The 21,362-nt window shown below is 51.8% G+C and carries 15 protein-coding genes and 1 tRNA gene; 5 read left to right on the top strand and 11 right to left on the bottom strand.

From position 1 onward, the window contains the following. The first annotated feature begins 139 nt into the window (after positions 1 to 139). Complete coding sequence (gene cap2-3 / locus RID21_RS07225; RefSeq protein WP_502892607.1) at positions 140 to 1,375, top strand: anti-phage 6A-MBL system cap2_3 protein; 1,236 nt, start codon at positions 140 to 142, stop codon at positions 1,373 to 1,375. Beyond that, positions 1,372 to 2,139 carry a hypothetical protein gene (locus RID21_RS07230; RefSeq protein ID WP_350187988.1) on the top strand — a complete coding sequence of 256 codons (768 nt, stop codon included), beginning with the start codon at positions 1,372 to 1,374 and terminating at the stop codon, positions 2,137 to 2,139. The genes cap2-3 and RID21_RS07230 overlap by 4 nt, the downstream gene beginning before the upstream one ends. 795 nt (positions 2,140 to 2,934) lie before the next feature. Here RID21_RS07230 and RID21_RS07240 read toward each other — a convergent pair. The 10 genes from RID21_RS07240 to RID21_RS07285 all read right to left on the bottom strand — a co-directional run bounded on the left by RID21_RS07240 (position 2,935) and on the right by RID21_RS07285 (position 11,058). Continuing rightward, positions 2,935 to 3,441 carry a hypothetical protein gene (locus RID21_RS07240; RefSeq protein ID WP_350187989.1) on the bottom strand — a complete coding sequence of 169 codons (507 nt, stop codon included), beginning with the start codon at positions 3,439 to 3,441 and terminating at the stop codon, positions 2,935 to 2,937. A 112-nt stretch (positions 3,442 to 3,553) separates the two neighbouring features. Then, a complete protein-coding gene (locus tag RID21_RS07245; protein WP_350187990.1) occupies positions 3,554 to 3,895 on the bottom strand; it encodes a hypothetical protein in 342 nt (113 codons plus the stop codon). A gap of 2 nt (positions 3,896 to 3,897) precedes the next feature. Further along, positions 3,898 to 4,731 carry a restriction endonuclease fold toxin gene (locus RID21_RS07250; RefSeq protein ID WP_350187991.1) on the bottom strand — a complete coding sequence of 278 codons (834 nt, stop codon included), beginning with the start codon at positions 4,729 to 4,731 and terminating at the stop codon, positions 3,898 to 3,900. Positions 4,732 to 4,918: 187 nt separating this feature from the next. Continuing rightward, complete coding sequence (locus RID21_RS07255) at positions 4,919 to 5,758, bottom strand: hypothetical protein (RefSeq protein WP_350187992.1); 840 nt, start codon at positions 5,756 to 5,758, stop codon at positions 4,919 to 4,921. A gap of 32 nt (positions 5,759 to 5,790) precedes the next feature. Then, positions 5,791 to 6,495, bottom strand: coding sequence for a Hint domain-containing protein (locus RID21_RS07260; RefSeq protein WP_350187993.1), 705 nt, complete (start codon positions 6,493 to 6,495; stop codon positions 5,791 to 5,793). Positions 6,496 to 6,524: 29 nt separating this feature from the next. Next, positions 6,525 to 7,061, bottom strand: coding sequence for a hypothetical protein (locus tag RID21_RS07265; protein ID WP_350187994.1), 537 nt, complete (start codon positions 7,059 to 7,061; stop codon positions 6,525 to 6,527). Positions 7,062 to 7,323: 262 nt separating this feature from the next. Then, positions 7,324 to 7,764, bottom strand: a complete 441-nt coding sequence (locus tag RID21_RS07270; protein ID WP_350187995.1) for a hypothetical protein — start codon at positions 7,762 to 7,764, stop codon at positions 7,324 to 7,326. A 162-nt stretch (positions 7,765 to 7,926) separates the two neighbouring features. Next, positions 7,927 to 8,283 carry a hypothetical protein gene (locus RID21_RS07275; protein ID WP_350187996.1) on the bottom strand — a complete coding sequence of 119 codons (357 nt, stop codon included), beginning with the start codon at positions 8,281 to 8,283 and terminating at the stop codon, positions 7,927 to 7,929. A gap of 133 nt (positions 8,284 to 8,416) precedes the next feature. Continuing rightward, positions 8,417 to 10,027: a TROVE domain-containing protein gene (locus RID21_RS07280; protein ID WP_350187997.1), complete on the bottom strand. Its 1,611-nt coding sequence runs from the start codon at positions 10,025 to 10,027 to the stop codon at positions 8,417 to 8,419. Positions 10,028 to 10,986: 959 nt separating this feature from the next. Beyond that, positions 10,987 to 11,058: transfer RNA gene (locus RID21_RS07285), tRNA-Cys, on the bottom strand. A gap of 289 nt (positions 11,059 to 11,347) precedes the next feature. On the opposite strand from RID21_RS07285, the gene RID21_RS07290 reads away from it, so the two are divergent. Both RID21_RS07290 and RID21_RS07295 read left to right on the top strand, forming a co-directional pair. Further along, a complete protein-coding gene (locus RID21_RS07290; protein ID WP_350187998.1) occupies positions 11,348 to 12,064 on the top strand; it encodes an SGNH/GDSL hydrolase family protein in 717 nt (238 codons plus the stop codon). A gap of 81 nt (positions 12,065 to 12,145) precedes the next feature. After that, the gene (locus RID21_RS07295; protein ID WP_350187999.1) at positions 12,146 to 14,038 is read left to right on the top strand and encodes a dienelactone hydrolase family protein; all 1,893 of its coding nucleotides are present in this window, start codon (positions 12,146 to 12,148) and stop codon (positions 14,036 to 14,038) included. 86 nt (positions 14,039 to 14,124) lie between these two features. Here RID21_RS07295 and RID21_RS07300 read toward each other — a convergent pair whose 3' ends face one another. Then, entirely contained in the window at positions 14,125 to 18,111 is a 3,987-nt protein-coding gene (locus tag RID21_RS07300) for a HEAT repeat domain-containing protein (protein ID WP_350188000.1), read from the bottom strand. A gap of 423 nt (positions 18,112 to 18,534) precedes the next feature. On the opposite strand from RID21_RS07300, the gene RID21_RS07305 reads away from it, so the two are divergent. After that, positions 18,535 to 21,246, top strand: a complete 2,712-nt coding sequence (locus tag RID21_RS07305) for a heparinase II/III family protein (RefSeq protein ID WP_350188001.1) — start codon at positions 18,535 to 18,537, stop codon at positions 21,244 to 21,246. The last annotated feature ends 116 nt before the right edge of the window (positions 21,247 to 21,362 follow it).

Genomic DNA, 21,362 nt, shown 5'->3' on the forward strand with positions numbered 1-21,362 from the left:
TGGACCTCCGCTTCCCGGAGTTTTGAAATGATCTGTTCGGATGAATGACGTTTGGTGGGCATGTTGCCTCCTCCTCAATTGGGCCAGAATCCTGATTAGTATATCAAGTTCTGGACGCGGTTAAGGGGGCCAGGTCAGCATCTCGTCTGCTTCAGCCGCACGTATGAATGGATGGACGCCCCCGGAGACAGGTCCAACGACCGTGACCATCGGGGTAGGTGCGTTGGGGGCACAAGTTCTTCTAAACGCCAAACGAATGGGCATAACAATCGATACCCTCATCGATGATGATCGCCTGCTTCCTCATAATCTTGCTAGACATGCTCTGCCCGGTTACGCGTTGGGTTTTCCGAAATCGGAGAGCATGCGAGTACTTCTGAATGACATTCTCGACTCGGATGAAACCAGCAAGGCAATTGTTGCAAATGTTCTTCGACCGGGTGAACATCATGACGCTGTTGAGAAGGCTTTGGGTGAAGCGGATATGATTCTCGACATGTCGGCATCAGTGGCTGTCGCCCGTGCACTGGCGTCCGATGCACAATCCAATGCCAGACGGGTGTCCATGTTTTTGAATCCCACCGGGACAGACCTCGTCGTTCTGGCGGAAGATGCTGATCGTACCTGTCCTCTCGACATGCTTGAATTGCAGTTCTATCGCGATTTGGTGAATCGCGATGACCTGGCCGGACACTTTGCCCCGAACGATGGTCGCCAGCGGTACGGCCAGTCATGCCGAGATGTCACTTCGCGAATTCCTCAAGACTCAATGGCAGTACACGGTGGCATCGGCACGCGTATGTTGCGCCGACTACTTTCCGATACTTCAGCGACAGCCGCCGTATGGCGTTTGGATGATGACCTTGAGATAAAGCGGATCGAGTTGAAGCCTGCGCCAGTGATCCAACGGCAGATTTCAGACTGGACGATCAAATTGGACACGACAGTTGTGGAGCGCCTGCAGGCATTGCGGCGATCAAAACTACCGAATGAAACTGGCGGCGTACTCATCGGGTCTTTTGATGTTCATCGACGTATTGCCTACATCGTTAACACGATTCCATCGCCTCCTGACAGCGATGAGTGGCCAACGCTTTACATTCGAGGCTCCAAAGGATTGCGCCGAAAGGTTGAGAGTATCGTTACAAAAACCGATGGAGCATTGCACTACGTTGGCGAGTGGCACTCGCATCCCGACGGCTGTTCGACTATGCCCAGTTCGGATGACATGAAAGTGTTCACTTGGCTAACGGATAGGATGCGTCAGGATGGATTTCCAGGACTTATGATGATTGTCGGAGATAATGACCAAGTGAATTGTTTTATTGGCGAAATCATGGCAATCGAAAATCTTATTCCCCCACTGCACATATGACAGAAGACAAATCCAAACCTAATCCGGTACTGAACTTCTTCAGTCTCAGCGATGATTACGAGCGAAGGGCGCGATTCCTACCGGCCGTCTTGACCGTCTTGGTTGCCTTGCCGGTCGCGATGGCGTTCGGAATTGAGATGATGCAATTTGTCACGCTCCTCACGACGGGTGTCGGAATCGGTGCCGTACTTGCGGTAGGGATTTCCCACTTGGCTTCGGCTTTGGGAAACCGCCTTCAGAAAAAATTGTGGCCTGACTGGCCTTATGATGCACCGACAAATCAATGGTTAAAACCCGACAATGCAGCAAGGTCTCAACAACAGAAGAAACAGTGGTACGGGACAATCAAAGCTGTCACCGGACTGGACATCGCGAAACTGGCGAAATCGGATGACGGAGAGGAAGCTCGACGCGTCATCAATGACGCCGTCTCAAAAGTTCGGTCACGATTGTGGAAGCAAGACGGCCCGGCAACAGACTTGGTGCGATTGAGGAACATCGATTACGGATACGCGCGAAACTTGACGGGACTGAGGGTAATCTGGATTCCAGCTGCCCTTTTGAGTTGTGCAGGATGCTGGGTCGCCTGGTGGAAACTCGATGGTCACATACTGTGGGCGGTTCTGTCGACCGTGTTGCTCTGCATCCTTCCGCTGGTTGGTGTCTTTGTCCTTCCGGGCTATGTTCGGCAGAAGGCGGATTATTATGCCGAAGCCTTCTTTGCGGCGATGGAACGATTGAATGCAGATGAAAATGCTGCGTAATCAAACTTAATTCGAATACTAAAAAGCCCTGCATCATCCTGACGCAGGGCTTGCCTGACGCTCAGGAACAAATTGACTAGTGGCGGCTGGACTATAACGAAAACCGCTCACACAGCTCACTGGGAAATCAGACCCCGGTGGAGTTCGCGAAAAATTCATCCCTGGCGTTAGGAATGAATTTACCTTGGTTCTCTAACATTCTAACTGGTACAAGGTTGGGGGCAGGTCAAGATAAGAAGTACCCCCCAGGGTTCGAACCTGCAACCTTCAGTTTCCTGAAACGAGGGTTTTGAATCTCCCAAATAAGATTGAATCAAACCTGCTGGAAGACACCAACAGCGACAATTCAATCAACAGGAGTGCATTCTTAAGTATCTATGAATAAGCAGTTTACGCATTTCGTTGTTTTATGTGTCCATTCTTGAACCACTCAAAACGGTGATTAATTACTTGTTAGATTTTTTATAGATGAAAAATTCAGCTTTTGCTTACATCTATCCTTGGTCAAGTCTCCTATTATGAGAGACTGTCGGCCCGGACGAAGGCTTCCCGGTCGACGCTCCAGATGGGGTGATTTGGCGTGGTGCCGATGGGCTTGGATTCCCCTTCCACACCGATGTCCAGCGTCTTGGCGGCTTGATGATGGAAGGTGCCGGTGACGATCTGGAAGCCGGGGCCCGGGCTCTTAGCGATCGGCGGACAGGCTTCAATCTTTAACAGAGTGGCATCGCCCTGAATGCCACATTCGGGAACGGAAATATAAATAGTTCCGCCAACGGTGGCGGATTGTAGTGTTCAACCTCTTATTTGGCGTTCCATCTGAATTCGATACCGTCTTGCTTTATGACGCAATTGTTGAGTGAATGTCTTGTTTTCCTCTATAGCTAATAATGCATGGATGACGGTTGCCGTTTGGTCTACATCTAAATCGACATCTGCAAGCCAGCAAAAAGCCTGCTCTGCCCAATATCCCCCCCTCGATACCGCATAAACAACAAGCCGATCAAATGGAAAATGAGGAACTGTCGTCTTGTGAACCCCAGACTCGTTAATGAATCGTTCAAGTCGTTCACACAATTCTTCGATTGTTGAGTTGAGAAGCGGAAGAATGAATACCAAGGACCTCGTCTCATCTAAGTGGGCAAGGCCATCGGCAGTATCTACGACCCAAGTGCCATCCCTCAAGACACCAATTGTGATTTCTGAGGAACCTAAAGTCCCTAGGCTAAACCATTCCACGGTCGGTCTTTCAGGTCTTCGAATCACTCGATTGACCCAAACGGGTTCTTTACCAGATAACATGGTATCAGCCTTTAACCCTCGTTTTTCTAGGAACTGCTTAGCGTGGCACCGTGAAACCCATACGTAGTTCTCGGATCGTAACCCTCCAGCCTTGAAATTTACTCGTGTGAAGTCAGGTTTCGAATGGCAAAGTTGTTTTAGTTATTTTTGAATCAATTATACGCATACTCCAGTTATTTTCATCCTCTTCATCTACACATTCAAAATACCCGTCAACTTGAAAATGAGATGAGACGATACGGTTCACAACGTCCTCTACCATAATGTCCGCATACTTTGCAGTCGCCCCAAAAAAGACATAATCTGAATAACCAAATGCCTTGGTTAGAGTCCAGTTCATTACGAGCCCTTTATATATCAGATCAGTCGAAAATTCTTCAATGATCTTCATCAAGGATTCGCCAGTGTCTTCATAGGGTTCGAGCCAACCCTTTACGTTGTAAAGTCGTCCCATTTTTAATCTCCCAATCCAATCCGCACGATAACATCTTTAGATTCAAGATAACCTTTGACATTTGGATGGACGCCATATTTGAACCAATATTCAACTTTTTTCCCTTCTTTGCGGGCATGTGCCAAAGTTGCTCTGAGTTGATTCTTAAATGCCTTTCCCGAATAGTATTTAGCCCTATCAACAGCACCAAGAGATCGCTTCACCTGGATTAAGCGATTATTGGTTAAGACATCTATTTCAAATGTTTTCCCTGCATGCATGAATTCCTGGCCAGTTTTACCTTTGACCACACCTGCAACAAGATCTTCATAGTGAGCATCCAATGCCTGAGAAGACTTGCCTTGGTCATTAAATTTTTTTGCTCGTGGAGATAGACAAAGCCCCCCATTATGCACCAGCACACCCGAGTCGGCAACGTAGTAGGTGTGTTTGACTTGGACTTCGAGGTTGTAGACCGCTTCGGGCGGGCCGCGGGGACTGATACTCTTGACGGTGGTGATGCCGTTTAGGTTTTGTAAACGCTCACCCACCGTCAGGCTGTCTGCTCTGACGAAGGCTTGTCTGTCGACGCTCCAGAAGGGGTGGTTTGGCGTAGTGCCGATGGGCTTGGATTCCCCTTCCACACCGATGTCCAGCGTCTTGGCGGCTTGATGATGGAAGGTGCCGGTGACGATCTGGAAGCCGGGTCCCGGGCTCTTAGCGATCGACGGACAGGCTTCAATCTGCAACAGTGTGGCATCGCCCTGAATGCCACATTCGGGAACAGAGATATAGAGCGTCTCACCAACTGTGGCCCGTTGTAAGGATAACCAGAGTGTAGGCCGAAGCAGTTGCACGCGCGCCGTCGTCCCATCCAGTTTGGGAGCATCGAGTGACAGCAGCTTCCAGGTCGCCGGGTCAACGTCTTTCCCGAACTCGGTATCATCCTCTTCAGCAGGATTGTCGGCTTTGACCCACTGACCGGTTTGGATATCCTGAATCGGTTTCGAAGTTAGCGGTATTTAAATTAAGGATTAATAATAATTACATTTTAAACGCGACTAATCGAGCCCATTCAGGATGCTTATCGTTCAGATTGATTATTGAATCGTTTATTCCCCCTTTTACAACAACATTCGACGTTCTGTCTAAAGTAACGACTTCTTTTGCAAAAGCTGTTATGAGAACTTCCGAGTGTATCGAAAGAGGGCCTTGTTCAGGAAATCTAATTAGATTCGTAAAGTAATCATTGATAGTCAGATCAGATTGAATTTTAAACCAATCTGTATTGCTTGCAATAATCCACCAATCATCGACCTTGAAGGAAATTGCCATGTGACCGGAGATTAAAATATCTTCAACAAGTAATGCAGTAAGAGAACTCTCATTCCATTTTTCTTGTGGTAAGTATATGTCAGAATTTGAATGGATATGTGAAATTGCATCAAATCCCAACTCATTGTTAAAGTTACAATACCTCTGGGATTCCTTATCATAGATTAGCTGAAATAGAATTCGCGAAATTAGTTGCTCTACCAAAAAGACTGATTGCTTTAGAGTACAGTTCGCCCACACACCGGTCTTAACCCAATACCCGTGTTCCTTACGCATGCTCCAGTTTGATTTCATAGGACTGTAACCGATAATAAACTGATTTAAGTCGGAGTCAAATTCAATCAAAAGAATCTCTGTGTTTCTTCGTGGCGTAAATTGAGAATCCCATTTTTCTGAAACAGTTTCTATGCAAAAAGTTTGGTGTGACCAAACGCCAAATAACTGGCTGGAAAACCACTGTTGGCTAAGGTTGACAAGTAATTGCTCAAATAGCTCAGGTATATTTGGATAATCAGTTACATGAGAATTACTACTAAGAGGTGACCACATTTCATGCCTTGTAGATATAATTATAAAATAGTTTAAAGGCTAGGAATTAGCCTCCCTTTTAAAATATCTTTTCCATCAAACCAAGCTTTACCATCAAGGTAGAAAGTAGTTTTCTTTAATAATTCAGAGTTTTCCCAAATACTTCGAAATTCCATATTTGTGAAATTAAAACGATGCCAATCTTTTGAATCTTTTACAGCAGCTAAGACTTTAAATCGATCTAAATTAAAATGAATATGCTTTGCATTTTTTGAAGCCTCATCAAATGCAAGATCAAAGACTCCATTATTCTCTGCATTAAATTGAGTTAACTTATTCTCCTTCCACTTCCAAAATGGTAATCCACCTGTTTCGTCAGCAAAATTTTGATAATTTTTTTTGGGACCAAGCCCAAGTGCTATTTCATCAGATTTACAAGGTGCTCCATTATGCACCAGCACACCCGTGTCGGCAACGTAGTAAGTGTGTTTGACTTGGACTTCGAGGTTGTAGACCGGTTCGGGTGGGCCGCGGGGACTGATACTCTTGACGGTTGTGATGCCGTTTAGGTTTTGTAGCCGTTCACCGACGGTCAGGCTGTCTGCCCGGACGAAGGCTTGGCGGTCGACGCTCCAGATGGGGTGATTTGGCGTGGTGTCGATGGGTTTGGGGGCCAGGAAAGGTGTCAGGAACCTTTGATTGACGCAGCGCAACTTCAGTCGCTCCAGTAAATCGAGTTGTGGTCTGGTTAGTTCCATAGGATAACTTGAATCAGGGAGACACACAGCTAGTCTCCAGAGTTTCCATTCTGGATTCCCACTTCACTTCTCCATTGAATCAGTGCCTGATTCTCAGATAACTCCGGAAAGACTTCCAGTGAAATCTCAACAAACATCTGTGCAATCTCCTGCAACATCGATTCAAAATGTGAAAATTCGATGTCATAACCTTCATGTACTGAATGATCGCAGTCTCTCATATCAAACGACACGCGATAGAGACCATTCTTTTTTTGCACTAACACGTCAAAGTTGAAACCTTGCTCAAAAAAGTGGATTAAAAAGCTACGGACGTGTTCATTCTTTGATGTAGAGATAACCTCGGGCAACTGCTCCAGGAATATTGAAAGTTCACAATCAACGGGCAGCAGTATTTCCTCTCCGTCACCAAAACAAAGCTTAAAGTCAAAAGCTCCACTTTCATAAAGCGCTCGACAAACTGCTGAGATCACGGCGGGGGCATAATCCACAGGGTCATACAACTCCAGCCGAGCCTTATTCTTCAGGGATTGATAGGCATCAGATTTGACAGTAAATGAAAACATGGCGTTCATTATCCAGAACCGAATGAATCTGGCCAAAGTAGTGACACACGAGAAACACTCCTAATGACTCACTAAGCTGATCAGACTTCGATCAACTCGACCGCAGCGACAATCTAAATAAGTGGACTAGATCTCTTATACTTCTTCACTTCCTTGCTGTCTCGTTACACCCCGCTCTGGTACACCACTTCGTCTGTGACTTTACGAGTTTTGGCGTCCCATCACTCATTACGGAGCTTGACGATTCCAGAAATTTTTCTGCTCAAGTTCCTTTTAACTTTTCTCCATCTTCTTCACTAAGATGAACTAGGAAATAAGATTCATCCAGACTTGGATTAGTATAATGTTCACACCAAACCAAGTGAGGAAATGTAATATCAGCCGATATATCTTCTCCCGTTTTGGAATGACAAAGTGGACATTCCCAATATAGATGGATAGGCATATCATTTGCGAAGCTCCCGTAGACTTTTCCTTCGATATGTTGGATTTCAACCTCTCTCGGTACTATACGCCATCCTTCAGTCTCATCATCTATTGCCCAATGTGCGCCTAATCTATACTCATAACCTTCTTCAGGCTTCCCGTAAGCATGACATCGCTTCACTGCCTTCACTGCTTTTTCTTCAGAACTGGAAAATACAAATATTTTATCTCCCCAGTATCCTTCATAAACAAAGATGAGTTCAGATTTCGGGATCATAATTCTCTACCATAGATATCTCATAAAATGAACCAGGGCGTTTTTATTGACTGCCGTTGAAGATTATTGTTTTCGCCAGGCATGGAGTCTTCCACTGAGAGAAATCAGTTCAATATTCAAGTATTAACGTTACTGCGTTTATCATTCACAATTAGTCGCATGTTACTTAAATTCAGGAAGCTGGTCTTCGAAGTTTGCGCAAAGAAAAATGTCGACCTTCAGTTGTTGAAGGTTCTGACAGATCGTTCTAGTCGTGTTTATTTGCCGTGACAATGTGATTTCCTTACTCAGAGGCGTTACCTCCAGACGATAGCGATAAAACAGAAAACCATCTTCGGTTTCTGTCTGAGATTCGTCGTAATCATCATTTTGATACATCTCGATCCAATTACCTTCGAAGTCAATTGAGTTAACTTTGCGCCCTCGTGCTCCCCTTAAGCCTGCTGACATTTGCCTAATAATTGAGGAAATAGTTAAGTCTGTATTCAGCATAATGATAAATTGTAATGCGCTATCCATCTTTTCTTACTCTTTTGATGAGAGGAAAATACAGTTGTGCTATTTTCATCTCTCATGATAACTCATCACATGAATAAACACCCCTGGTCCGATTTCTCAGACCAGGGGTATCCCAGATAACCAACCGAGCCGATCAGATTTCGATCGACTCGACCTCGGCGACGAACCGGCCGGCGTCGTTGCCCAGGAACGACGCCACCACGTTGAACACCGCGTCACTGAAGCCGCCCATGTTCAGGATGTCGTCGCGCTCAGGAGCCTGTGACGAACCGTAAGGCTGGATGTCGATGCATACCAGCTTCGGATCCGTCACGCCCAGTCGCCGCTGGTTCTCGATGAACCGCTGCCACTCGGTCATCACGCCGGTCGAACCGTAACGGCCCTGCCGCACCCAGCTCTCGTTGTCGCTCACCAGCACGCAGCCGGCGAACGCACGCTTGCTGAGCTTCGTGTTGGCCACGTTCAGCGGGATCGAACAGTCGGTACCACCGCCACCGTACTTCGCCAGCCGTGCCGACAGACTCAGAATCGAGTCCGACGGATCCAGGCGGGCCTGGTAAGGCCGGGTATCGAATGGAATCACCACGCTGTCCGGGTTACGTCGTAGCACAGCCGCCGCAAACAGAGCCGCAGCATCCACACACGTCATCCGACTTGTAGCACCACGACGCTGCCAACCGGTAACCGGACACTGCATCGAACCGGACGTATCCAGACCGATCACCACCGGACCTGGCAGTTCCGGCACGTTACCGCAGGCGAGCTCAGCCGCCTGGTGCAGCGCCGTCTGAATCTTGCGAGGCACTTCTGCACTCACATTCAGATAAGCCGCCAGGAACTGGTACGGAAACTGTCGCGACTGACGGATTGCCTCAGCGTCCGCCAGGCGGTCCGCCACATAGTCCACCAGCGCCGCATCCTGGAACACGTCGTGCCGCAGCAGCGTATTCAGGTTCATCCGCAGCGCCTGTGGTCCCATCTGTCGGGCCAGCGCCTTCCAGACCAGTGGACTCTTGGCCGCATCTGCCAGCAGATCCCACCGCACAGACAGATTCTCAACGATCTCTGCCTGCGCCTGGTCAGTCTCTGCCTGACGATACGCGATCAGCTGTCGCACCTGCCGTGGCAGATCCGCTGCGGTCGCCGGTGCCCACTTGGCAGGCTCCTTATCCGTCAGCCAGCCGAACAGCGCACGTCGCTCGTTGTCGACAGGCGTTGGTCGTGCCAGTCGCAGTACGTCGCGCAGGCTCGGATCGTGACCGATCGAAGCCGACAGCAGTCGACCCACCGAAGCCTCGTTCAGCCAGCGCTGAAACGCCCGCTGCAGACTCGATGACAGACCGGTTCGACCAAACTGACCCGAACGGATCATCTGGAACAGCGTCCGCAGTACACGACCGTTGTCAACCACGCGATCAAACACACGGTGCATCAGCTCGGTGTCCCGCGTCGACAGTGTCGCCAGCAGCGCTGCCGGCATGTCCTTCATGCAGGCCCGCTCCCGCGCATACACGGCCAGCTGTGCCAGGTAGCGGTCATCGTCCACCTGGTCAATCAGCGTCCGCAGAGTATCCAGTTGCGTCTGCGCACCGGCGTAGAACACGTTGTTGAACGTTCCGGTTGCCGCCAGCTGCGCGAGCGCATGCTTCGGCTCGAATTTATAAGCGCGACCGCCGGCCTCGTTACGCGAGTCCGCACGTGGATACTGATTCTGGCGATTTGAAAACAGAGTCTTGTTGGCCATCATAGCCTCCTTTAAAAAACGGGTCCGGCGAAAGACGCATCAGTCCCCACTGACGGCAGCCGGATCCTGTGCAAAGTTTGCATTTAAGGGGTCTGGTCTCTTAAATGCAGCTTCAATAAAAGCACTCGACGAGGTATTCGAGCAGAGTCCCACCCTGCCTCTCCGCGCGCACGCGGAGTTCAGGGTCCGGCCCCGATTTAAATATTCAGTGGGCCGGGCAGGAGTTGAACCAGCGAAACCATGTACTCCACTCCAGCAGTCGAGTGAGTCGCTTAAGAAAAACCGACGAAGTTGTGTAAAGAGAGTTTTCTTCTGATGCTTCTACCATTAAAGCTACAACGTGTTGTGCGGTTGCACGCGGCGCTGGTGGGATTCGAACCCACAACTAACAGATCACGATGTACTCCCCTTCGGCAGTCGGTCCTGTTTGCATGTGACGCTATTTGCGTCTCGGTTTGTCGACGATCAAAGTTTCGGTCTCCTTGAATGCATGCGATCCGTCTGCCGACAGATCGTCTTTCGACAGTAAATACAACCGACGAAGTGGTGAACCAGAGTTTCTACGGTGCTCTACCATTGAGCTACGGCGCGACTCGCTTTGCGAATGAGCGCCGGTGGGACTCGAACCCACAACCCCCGGGTCCTGAACCATGTACTCCAGATCGGCAGTCGGTCATGTCTTTTTTAAAACCCAACGAAGGGGCATCGAGATTCTTGCCTCTTCGGCCGTCCTGATCGGTCGCATGTGAAACCGTCAGTCGACACGCGCCAGACCATCTCACAGAGATGCCGTTGCGCTCACCTTCCCTGGATCACTCCAGGTTAGCTACCTTAGGACCGTCATAATGTAATCCCGACAGTCAGTTGGATTTTCAACAAACCGGCCAACGAAGAAATGATACAGACATCGGTTCTTAATCAGAGAATGATGTAGTCCGCATCGGCAGTTGGCTGGTTTAAGACGCCGGTGGGAGTCGAACCCACTTAGAACTGCTTTGCAGGCAGTCGCCTGGCCATCTGGCTCCAGCGTCAGTTTTACTCAAGTACCCCGCCAGGGAATCGAACCCCGTCTAATGGTTCCGAAGACCATCGTGCATCAATCACACCCGCAAGGCAGATCAATTCGTTCACAGACAAAACACCGCTCGTCTGTTGCCGATAAAAGACAGTGAACGTTCAGCAGGGGTTCGCTGTTTTCTGCAGGAAATTAATTTCATTGGAAAACAGTCACTCTGATTTCTCACAAGTCCTGCTTGACCCGCCTGCGCGTCTCGCTGATACTGGATGACTTCGCACACCATTCCCTCAGGAGATCCTCAGATGCCTCGACTGACCGACCACTGCCGAATTCTCACAGCGTTGTTGACGGTTCTATGTCTGACTTCGCTCGCAACAGCAGAACAGAAACAGGAACCCACAGCAGATTCCAACCTGCCCCGCGTGCTGATCATCGGCGACTCGATTTCCATCGGTTACACCAAACCCACCATCGAACTGCTCAAAAGGGTCGCGAACGTCGAACGCGTCAAAGCCAACTGCGGCGATACAAACCGGGGTCTCAAAAACCTCCAGCGCTGGCTCGGCAAAACCGACTGGGACGTGATTCATTTCAACTGGGGACTGCACGATCTCTGCTATCGGCACCCCGACTCAAAAACTCAGGGACACCGCGACAAAGTCAACGGCACCATCTCGGTCCCCCTCGCGCAGTACGAGAAAAATCTGGAAACACTGGTCAAGCAACTGGAGCAGACGAACGCCACACTCATCTGGGCCACGACCACTCCGGTTCCGGAAGGCGAAGCAGGCCGCGTTGTCGGCGACGATTTGAAATACAACGAGGTCGCGAAAAAGATCATGCAGAAACACAACATCAAAATCAACGACCTGCACCAGCTCGCGACAGGCTTCGAAGCGCCCCTCTGGGCCGGTCCGGGCAACGTCCACTTCAAACCCGCCGGCTCCCAAAAACTGGCACAACAGGTCGCCCGCGAAATCAAAGCCGCGTTAAAAGCGAAGTCGCAAGACAGGAACTGAACCTGCCTGTCAGCTTTGTGCGAGAGTAAGTGAATCGATCTTCGTCTAAATGACTTTTAACTTCCAAGGCGGGTCTTCCACATGAAACACGGCACATTTCTCTGGATTCTGATTCTATTCTCATCCTCTGTTGTTTTCGGGCAGAAGCCCGAGACGCTGCCCCCTTTGCAGGACGGCGCCGCGCCTCAAAATTTCGAAGCGATGTGGGCCGGTTTTGATCCGCGTAAAGAACCGCTTGAAACCGAAGTTCTCAAAGAATGGGAAGAAGAGGGCGTGATGCTCAGTGTGGTGCGATTTCGCATCGGCGTCTTCAAAGGACAGACCGCGAGACTCGCAGCAATTTTTGGTTTCCCCAAAAGCGTCAGCGCAAGCAGGAAAACACTTCCGGGACTTGTTCAGATTCATGGCGGCGGACAATACGCCGATCACCAGGCGTGCCTCATGAATGGCAAACGCGGGTATGCCACCGTCTCCATTGCCTGGGCAGGACGAATCAGTGCCCCGGACTACCGGGTGACTCCGGCTGAAGTGAAGCTGTTCTGGGAGGGTAAGACCGACGATCCGAACTACAAAGTAACCACCGACTGGGGCGCACTCGACGGTTATCATGCACCGGGAAAGCATCCTGGCAATGTCTTTCCCAGTGCCATGCCCGCCGCCTGGACTCTCGATGAAGTTGAGTCGCCGCGCAACAGCGGCTGGTTTCTCGCCGCGCTCGCGGCACGTCGTGCACTCACATTTCTGGAAGCGCAGCCGATGGTCGACCCCGATCGACTGGGCGTCTATGGACATTCCATGGGTGGCAAGCTCACCGTCTTGACTGCTCCCGACGCGCGTGTCAAAGCGGCTGCCCCTTCCTGTGGCGGTATCAGCGATCGATATAATCGGAGCCCGCTGTTTTGCGCGACCCTGGGTGATGATGTCAGCCTGAAGCAGATTGCCTGTCCCATCATCTTCCTCAGCCCTGCCAACGATTTTCACGGGCGTCTGGGCAACCTGCCTGATGCGATCAACGAAATCCGCAGCCAGGAATGGCGCGTGACCTGCTCGCCACACCACAATCATCAGGACACGCCCGATTTTGAAGCCGCGACGATGCTGTGGATGGACCAGCATTTAAAATCAGCATTCACATTTCCTGAGACACCGAAAACGAAGCTGGTTCTCAAGACCAGCGATCACATCCCCCGTTTCCAGGTGCAACCAGATCATACCCGACCCATTCTTTCGGTCGATATCTTTTATACCCAGCAGGGTAAACCAGACGAGCGTCCCGAAGATCGACTGCAGACGATGCACCGCTTCTGGCATCATGCATCGGCGACCGAAACCGACGGCACCTGGACGGCACCGCTGCCTTTGGGAAGTGTTGATCAGCCACTCTGGGTTTACGCGAATGTACGGTATTCTCTCGACGAACCCGTTTCCGGAGCAGGCTATTACTACCGGCCTTATACGACTAAGTCATTTAATCTCTCGTCATTGCTGACTCAGGTTACTCCCACACAACTTCAACATGCAGGCACGCGTACTACACTTGAACCGACATTACTGATCGAAGACTTTCAAGGTGACTGGCAAAAGGAATGGTTTAATTATCGATCGGATGAATGGACGCTGATCACGCATAAACTCAACGACACAACATGGAAAGCACCACAGCAGGCGGAGCTCGCGCTGAAAGTTCGCGCAGCAGAATCCAATCGGCTGGTGCTCGTGATTGACGACTTCGCTGCAGAGGTTGAGCTCACAGGGGGCAGCGACTGGCAGAACATCCAGCTGAAAGCAGAAGATTTTCAGAACTGGAACGGTGATCCATTACCAGGCTGGGATGGGATCCGTCAGCTGAAGATTACCCCTGCCGAAAGACTTCAGCCCGCGCGCAGAGGTAAAGGAAAATCACGAATCGTCGGCAAAAACTGGCGCGGCCCAGCACCGGAGTTCCGCGAACTACGCTGGAAAACAACACCCTGATTTTATGATGTTTTACGCACCTCTGTTATAAATCTGAATTCGATATCAATCTACGCAGAGAGAATAAAACAGAGGTGCGGTCATCGTCATTTCTTCTCTTTCTCCTCAGGCGACTGAATCGCTTTGAGGGTCGCTTTGACCTGCCGCAGTTCATAGTTCCGGGACTCCTGCTCCAGTTCCTTCAAGCGGGGGACCGCGGATTCTGCCAGTGGTCCGAACTGCTTGAGCCCTTCCAGTGCTGCACGCCGCTCTTGTGGATCATCCAGCATTTTGATCAGGCGGGGAATGGCTTCCTGCGCCGGTGCGCCGATGCGGCCTAAAGCACCCGCGGCGGCCACGCGAATGGATTTGTCATCCAAGGCTTTGAGTAAAGCGGGCACTGCAGGTGCAGCGTCGGCACCAAACTTACCCAGGGCCTGCACCGCGGCATATTGCACCCGTTCATTCGAGTCCTGCAGCGATTTCAGCAAAGCCGGTACCGCCAGGTCCGCTTCAATGGCCAGTTTTCCCAGCGACAGGGCAGCCAGGTCAGACAGATCCCGGTCCTTTTCTTCCAGCACTTTGATCAGCATCGTGACCACCGCTTTAGACTTCAAAGAGCCGGCGGCACGCAGCGCCATCTCACGGTCATACTGATTTTCACCGCTGGCCACATTCAATAACAGAGGCTCGATCCGCTCGGGAGCATCCGCGGCAAAGACTCCCAGGCTGTAGGCAGCATCCCCACGCAGGTTCGGTTGATCGAGGTTCTTTGCCAGAATATCGATCGTCGGCTGATGGTCTTCTTCAATCTTCTCCAGCGCCTGAGCAGCCGCATACATGGTTCGCTCATTCGTCAGCATCTTCCGCAGCGCCGGAATCGCTTCCGCAGCAGTCGATCCCAGTTCTCCCAGGGCAGCAGCGGCCTCCTCGTAATAACTGACTGTCCCCAGCAGATCAATCAAAGCCGGCACTGCTGATTTCGCGGCAGCTCCCATCTCTCCCAACTGTTCAATCGACGCCTGCCGGTAATCCCGGTTTTGCATTAACTTCATCAGGACCGGCGTCCACTGTTCATTTAAGGTACCTGCCATCGGTAGATCGTAGGCCGCCTGCTCACTCAGTTCTTCATCATCCGAGTCCAGTGCGTTACGCACAATCGTCAGCAGAGCATCATCCTCAGACCCCGCTTTCAACAGGCACAGCGCTGCCAGCAACCGGGTCTTCGGCGGCGCGTTTTTCAATAACGCTTCCAGTTTCGGCAGGACGGCTTTGGGAACGCCGTCTGCATTATTCCCCAGGGTGCGTAATGTCTGCTGCACGATCTCCTGATCCTGCTCGGCAAGCAGTTTGTTGATCGCGGTGCCCTCCCTGTCGCCGCGGACCAGGTAGCTGATCGCCGCCCTCAGCTGATAGGCATCCGTTTCCTGATCCATACCTTGAACCTGGGAGAGCAGTTGCGAACTGAATTGATCTCGCAGTCGCTCGTCCTGGCAGAGTAGAACCAGCACTGTAGACTGCTGCTTCGGTTCCAGCTCTTTTAATTTTGACTGCACCAGTTTAAGCGCTTCCGGTGAATCTGCTGCGATATTCGACAATGCCTCACCGGCGAACTGTTTGATCTGCCAGTTTTCACTTTGCACACCAGTCAGTAATAGAGGCACCAGGGACTGCTTGTCCTCGACCTGACCTGCGAGAGCAATCGCAGCCGCCACCTGTAATGGTTCAGGCTGTTTCTCCTTGAGCAATGCTTGAAGATTTTTCACGACCTCAGGTTCGTCAGCCGTGACCTCGCTGAGTGCCAGAATCACTTTGGCGCGGCGTTCCGGATCCACCTCAGTATTCGAGACCACTGCTTCCAGACTTTTCAGGGCCGGCTTGCCTCCGTGACTAAGAACAGCAGTCAGTTGATTCACCAGCTCTTCATCAATTTCATCGCTGACTAATTTCGCGGTCAGTAAGGGAACGACTGCGCCCGGCAGTGTTTTCTGCCTGTTGAGAATACTCATCACAGAGTACTGCAAGTCCGGATTCTCGAGGGATCCGACCACCGTTTTCAACTCATCCTCATTCAACTCAAAATTAGCAAGGGCAGACCCGGCGGCTTCACTGACGCGGGAATCCGAACCCTTCAACAGCTTCAGTAATGCTGCTTTCGCCTGCTCCTGCTGTGGTTTCGAGAGGGACTTCCGACGGCTGCCCAATGCCCGGGCTGCGTGCAGGCGCACACCCTCGTTGTCTGACTTGACTGCTTCCAGCAGCAGGGAATTGATCTGAGACTGCTGAGATTCGGAGGACGACAGCATGATCGCGGCACACTGTTTTGTCAGCAGATCTTTCTGGCCTAAAGCCTGTTCCAGCGAAGCCTGTTCTTCCGGACTGGGTCGATGATGAAAATCCCTGAGCACCGACATCGCATTCTCTCTGGCCTGGGTAGTACTCTGAGGATCGCAGATGATTTTGGTCAATGCGGGATACGAGTATCTCCAGGCGGTCCGCAGCGCGGAACGGATTTCCCAGTCCACTTCCCCTTCATCCAGTTGTTTGACGAGTGCGGATACAATCTTCTGGTCCGCCCCGCCGATTTTCTCCAGCAGTTTCGCCGCTTTGAGACTCACTTCAGGATCGGGATCGTTCAACAGTTTCTGCAGGGAACTGCTGGCTGTGCGGATATACTCGGCCTGATCCAGCAGCGAGACCGCCAGGGATCTGGCCTCTGCGTCATCTTCCGCGAGCACTTTGATCAACGCCTCCGTAGCCGCTTTGGAATCAGGACAGATCTCCTCGAGCGCTTCGGAAATGGCATCGCTCTCATCAGGATAGTTCGAATAGGCGGTCAGCAGTGCAGGCACCGCGGAATCCGCTGCGGCACCAAATTCTCCCAACGCGGAGATATACGCGGTGCGCACATCTTCGGGCGCCTGATCCAGGTGCTTCACCTTATCAATCAGTACCGGCAATCCCTGCTTGATTTTTCGGTTACCAATTGCTTCTGCCACCTCTGCCTGCAACGCTTCGGGACGGGATGCCTTTAACAGATCCACCAGTTTTTCATCGAGCGCACCGCTGCGTGTGGGATCGTGGCGGGAGAGGAAGATCACAGCCATGCCCCGCAGTTCCTCCGACTGTTTCGGATCGTTCATGATCTCCGTCAGCACCTTGACGATCTGCGTCGCCTGATCTTCTGACTTCATGAACGATTCGAGGACCTGCATTACCGATTCGCGAAAGACGGTCCGCTGCCCCGGATCCTGCAGGATCTCAATCAGCGTCGGCAAGGATGCCTGCTTTAACTGCTGCTTCGCCTCATATCGATACCAGGCGTTCTCCGACTGCATCGTCACCAGGGCGCCATACACCTTCAGCTTCGGATCGGTCACATACGCCTTCTCCCGATCCTGCTTATCCGGTTTGGGAATCTCTTTCAGCAGTTTCAGTAATTCTGATTTATCAACCACGCCGATCCTGCGCTGCCGCATCGATCCGTCGACAATCAGCGCGAAGGTCGGAATACTGGTGATATAAAAGTGCGAACTCAAATCCGGATTCTCATCGACGTCTACCTGAATGACCGGGTAGCCTTCGTCCTCAAGTTCCTTCACCACCGGCTTCATCATCCGACAGGGGCCACACCAGTCTGCGTAGAAATCGACCAGCTGACCTTTGGATTCAAACGTGTGTGACTGGATGTATTTCCGCGACATATTTGCCACCTGTTCATCCTTGTCATCCACAACATTCAACAGACCGGCGACAACACGGTTGGGGTCGATCTTGGACGTGACCATCATGGCGACGGCCATGACGCGCTGATCGCGATCCTTCGATTTCAGTTCGCTTAATGACCTCTGGAACGTTTTCTCCTGATGCTCGGCAACAACTCTTTTGACATAGTCATCACCGGTAGATTCCTTTTTGGGGGCCGCCTTTTTCCCTTTTTGAGTGACAGGTTCCTGCGCCGGTGCTGGCTCAGGCTTTGACTGACTCGCAGGTACCTGGCTGGGGGTGGTTTGTGTCTGTTCAACGGGTTTCGGCTGTTCGCCACACCCGACCAGGAGAATGAGGCCGATGAGCCATCCGGTTTTCTGATACATGATCCATCTCGTTATGCGTTGCCTGGTGAGACAGTAATAATCCTGTCTCTCCAGTAAGTCCGTGCCCGCGGTGACTGTCAGGATTGGGTGCGCTGCATCCTGAGGATTTCTGCCCAACCGGATGCCTTAGCCACATCTGCACATTTCTAACCATCCGGGAGCAGCATTGATCTATTTCATTATGAAAACTCATCCCGGGTTCGTCCAGCGTGAACTGAACAAATAGCGAGTATCTGTCTCAAAGCCGTAGAATTGAGCATCTAATGATGACTCGATACAATTTCTGTCAGTCTGGATCAACCAATTCTTCAGCGAGGGGGGTGTGGTACAGTGAAAGCGTTTTGTGGCTTAGTGACTGTTGTCATATTTTCCCTGATGCTTCACTGCAGGCATGAGAGCGCAGCAGAATCGTCCGGTAAATCTGTGACGAAACTCACGACTCAGGCAGGGACACCCACGCGACAGCAAAGCCTGATCCTCGACAGCAGACAACCGGATTTCGAAACGTTTCTGATTGAAGCGCACATTGATCCCACACAACACGCCGCCGGTGATCTCCAGGCGATTGCCGGTTTGACGTTTGGCCTCAAAACCCCTGAAGAGGACCCCTTCTCGAATACGAAACAGATTCGTTTCGAGTTACGCGAAGGGGCGCACCGCGGTTTCTGGGACATCTGGATCGACGGAATAAACGAACCACGCCGCGAACCGTCTCCTAAACCACAGGGCTGGATTGATCATCGAGAATACCAGCGCCCGTGGGAGTTCACCCCCCACCCGGGAAGCTACCAACTCCGCATTCTCTGTTCGCCCGTCAAAGAGGGAACCAGACTGCGCTTTTACTTCGAGCACATGGATCGTCCCGTTTTTGAGTTCACGAAGAAAGGCAAAGTAGTTCCCGGTTATATCGGCTTCTATGCCGTGACGGGGGGCACGACCCCGCGTCAGAACACAGCAACTTTCAGCAAATTGAATGTCAGGGAGATCCAGGATCTTGAGCCACTCATTCACCCCGCCCCGCGGGACATTGTTCTCGATGCACTCGATCTGACACACCCATCGTTGACGAAAGTCGCTGCAGCGATCGAGCAACAGGATCGAGCTCGCGCCGGCCAATTGCTGCTGGAACATCTGCGGACCCGGACCACACCGAAGGGCCCCGGGTTCCAGCCGGTATACTGTGGTACGAATTACCGTGAAGTTGCCGATGCCGTTCTGGAAGATCGTTATGGTACCCGCGGTCCCTTCCTCAGTTTCTCAAAGACCTATGTCGACGGAGCGGGGAACACACAGCACTTTGTCGATCAGAACGGCACAATCCGCTGGGATTTATGCAACGGTCACCTGACGCGACATTTCCACTGGGTCTCGCTGGCAAAAACATACGCGGAAACCGGAGACAAACGCTACGTCGTCCGCTTCGCACGCGAAGTCCAGGACTGGGTGGCACGGGAACCCTTTTTACATCCCCGGAATCCGGATATCGGCAAGTTAAACTGGATGGATGGGACTACGTTTGAGCCGGGATATCTCAACACCAGTAACATCGGTCGACGCTGTGAGATGACCTGGTGGCCCGCCTACGATGAATTTCGCAAATCAGCAGATTTCTCAGACGCAGCCCACTTCCACATGCTGCTGGGTTTCATCCGACAGGCGCGGCTGATCATGAACCCCAGCAGCTTCGCCGCCCATGATGACGGCGGAGCGCACATCTGCGTCGCACTCCTGCAAACTGCATTAATGCTCCCGGAACTGGCTGAGTCGCAACGCTGGGAACAGGAGGCCGTTCGACGCTGGGAGGAAGTCCTTCGGGTACAGTTCCATGCTGACGGAAGTCACGTCAGCTTGAGTACCGGCTATAACTGGGCTTCGCTGATGGCGCTCGAAAACATGATCGCACTTTATCGCAGAGTCGGGCGAGACGTCCCGCAGCAGTTTCTGGATACGCTCGAACTGGCGTATCAGCATCCCATCGCTCTCTCCCGCCCCGACCAGGGACAGATTGACATGAACGATGGGGGCTGGGGCATGATCGACGACCACATGCAACGCGCCCACAAGCTCTTCCCTCACCGCGACGATTTTCTCTGGATGGCGACCAGAGGCACACAGGGGCAACCGCCGGCGTATCGGTCGATCTACTTCCCCAATGCCGGACACTTTGTAATGCGGACCGGCTGGGGACCGCAACACCGCTACCTGTTCATGGATGCCGGGCCGGTCGGCGCCAGTCACGGTAAAGAAGATAAGCTCAACATCTATGTGGATTACGGCGGTCATCAGTTACTGGCCAGCGGCGGTCGGGGCTCATACTCCGGTGGCCCTTTTGCGGCTTACACAGGATCAACACGCGGTTACAACACGCTGCTGGTCGATGGCGGTGTCCAGGCCAGAACGTATCCCAGATACGAAATCGAGGGACACCTCCCCGAAAAAAGACGCTGGCAGACCACCGAGCACTTTGACTACGCAGAAGGCTTTCATTCTCATGGATGGTTCGCCCCGGAGAAACGGATCGAAGGAAAGCAGACGCGGCAGATCATCTTCATCAAAGGTGATAACCCTCCCACGACATCGTACTGGGTTGTGATCGATACCGTAGAACCAGCCGACCAGGGACTGCATGCATACGAGGCTCTGTTCCATTCACGTCGAAACCACGCGGGCGTTGTCGACGATCAATCTAAAATGGTTCACTGCTGGGACGCTGGTGCTGCACTCCGCATCATCCCCGTGGTCACCGAGGGGCTGGACGTCTCACTGATTCACGGCCAGACCGAACCACACATCCAGGGCTGGCATGTCGTCGGAGATGCGCATGCCCCCATGTGGACTCCGGTCTTCAAATGGAAAGCGTCCGGAACAACGACACGCGCATGGATCCTCGTCCCGGCAGGCCCTGACCAGAAATGGTGTCTTGATCGTGTCGAACTGAAACAGGCTGACGAAGCCGCATTGATTTTTCGCTGTATCCGACCGGATGGCAGTAGCGAAATCGTCTATCGCCGCCAGGGGAATGAACCAGAGACATTCTCTGCAGAGGAAATTCAGGTTCGGGGCGATATTGGTGTTGTCTCCCTGGATTCTGCCGGCGAGATCAAACAGCGATTCACCATAGTGCCTCAGCCGTGATATCAGCTGCCAGAATACACGAACAGAGCTTCCCTGCAGGAATTGCTTGACCCGGAGGTCCGGTTGCCTGATACTGAAAGCATTCATATCGAAGTTGATTGATATTCAGCATCGCC

The organism is Gimesia sp., assembly GCF_040219335.1.
Taxonomy (GTDB): Bacteria; Planctomycetota; Planctomycetia; order Planctomycetales; family Planctomycetaceae; genus Gimesia.

Bases quoted from the DNA above. Each gene is read 5' to 3' on its own strand.
- RID21_RS07270 (WP_350187995.1), bottom strand. From the start codon at position 7,764: ATGATCCCGAAATCTGAACTCATCTTTGTTTATGAAGGATACTGGGGA.
- RID21_RS07295 (WP_350187999.1), top strand. From the start codon at position 12,146: ATGAAACACGGCACATTTCTCTGGATTCTGATTCTATTCTCATCCTCT.
- RID21_RS07280 (WP_350187997.1), bottom strand. From the start codon at position 10,027: ATGGCCAACAAGACTCTGTTTTCAAATCGCCAGAATCAGTATCCACGT.
- RID21_RS07245 (WP_350187990.1), bottom strand. From the start codon at position 3,895: ATGGGACGACTTTACAACGTAAAGGGTTGGCTCGAACCCTATGAAGAC.
- RID21_RS07290 (WP_350187998.1), top strand. From the start codon at position 11,348: ATGCCTCGACTGACCGACCACTGCCGAATTCTCACAGCGTTGTTGACG.
- RID21_RS07265 (WP_350187994.1), bottom strand. From the start codon at position 7,061: ATGTTTTCATTTACTGTCAAATCTGATGCCTATCAATCCCTGAAGAAT.
- RID21_RS07240 (WP_350187989.1), bottom strand. From the start codon at position 3,441: ATGTTATCTGGTAAAGAACCCGTTTGGGTCAATCGAGTGATTCGAAGA.
- RID21_RS07275 (WP_350187996.1), bottom strand. From the start codon at position 8,283: ATGGATAGCGCATTACAATTTATCATTATGCTGAATACAGACTTAACT.
- RID21_RS07255 (WP_350187992.1), bottom strand. From the start codon at position 5,758: ATGTGGTCACCTCTTAGTAGTAATTCTCATGTAACTGATTATCCAAAT.
- RID21_RS07260 (WP_350187993.1), bottom strand. From the start codon at position 6,495: ATGGAACTAACCAGACCACAACTCGATTTACTGGAGCGACTGAAGTTG.
- RID21_RS07230 (WP_350187988.1), top strand. From the start codon at position 1,372: ATGACAGAAGACAAATCCAAACCTAATCCGGTACTGAACTTCTTCAGT.
- RID21_RS07300 (WP_350188000.1), bottom strand. From the start codon at position 18,111: ATGTATCAGAAAACCGGATGGCTCATCGGCCTCATTCTCCTGGTCGGG.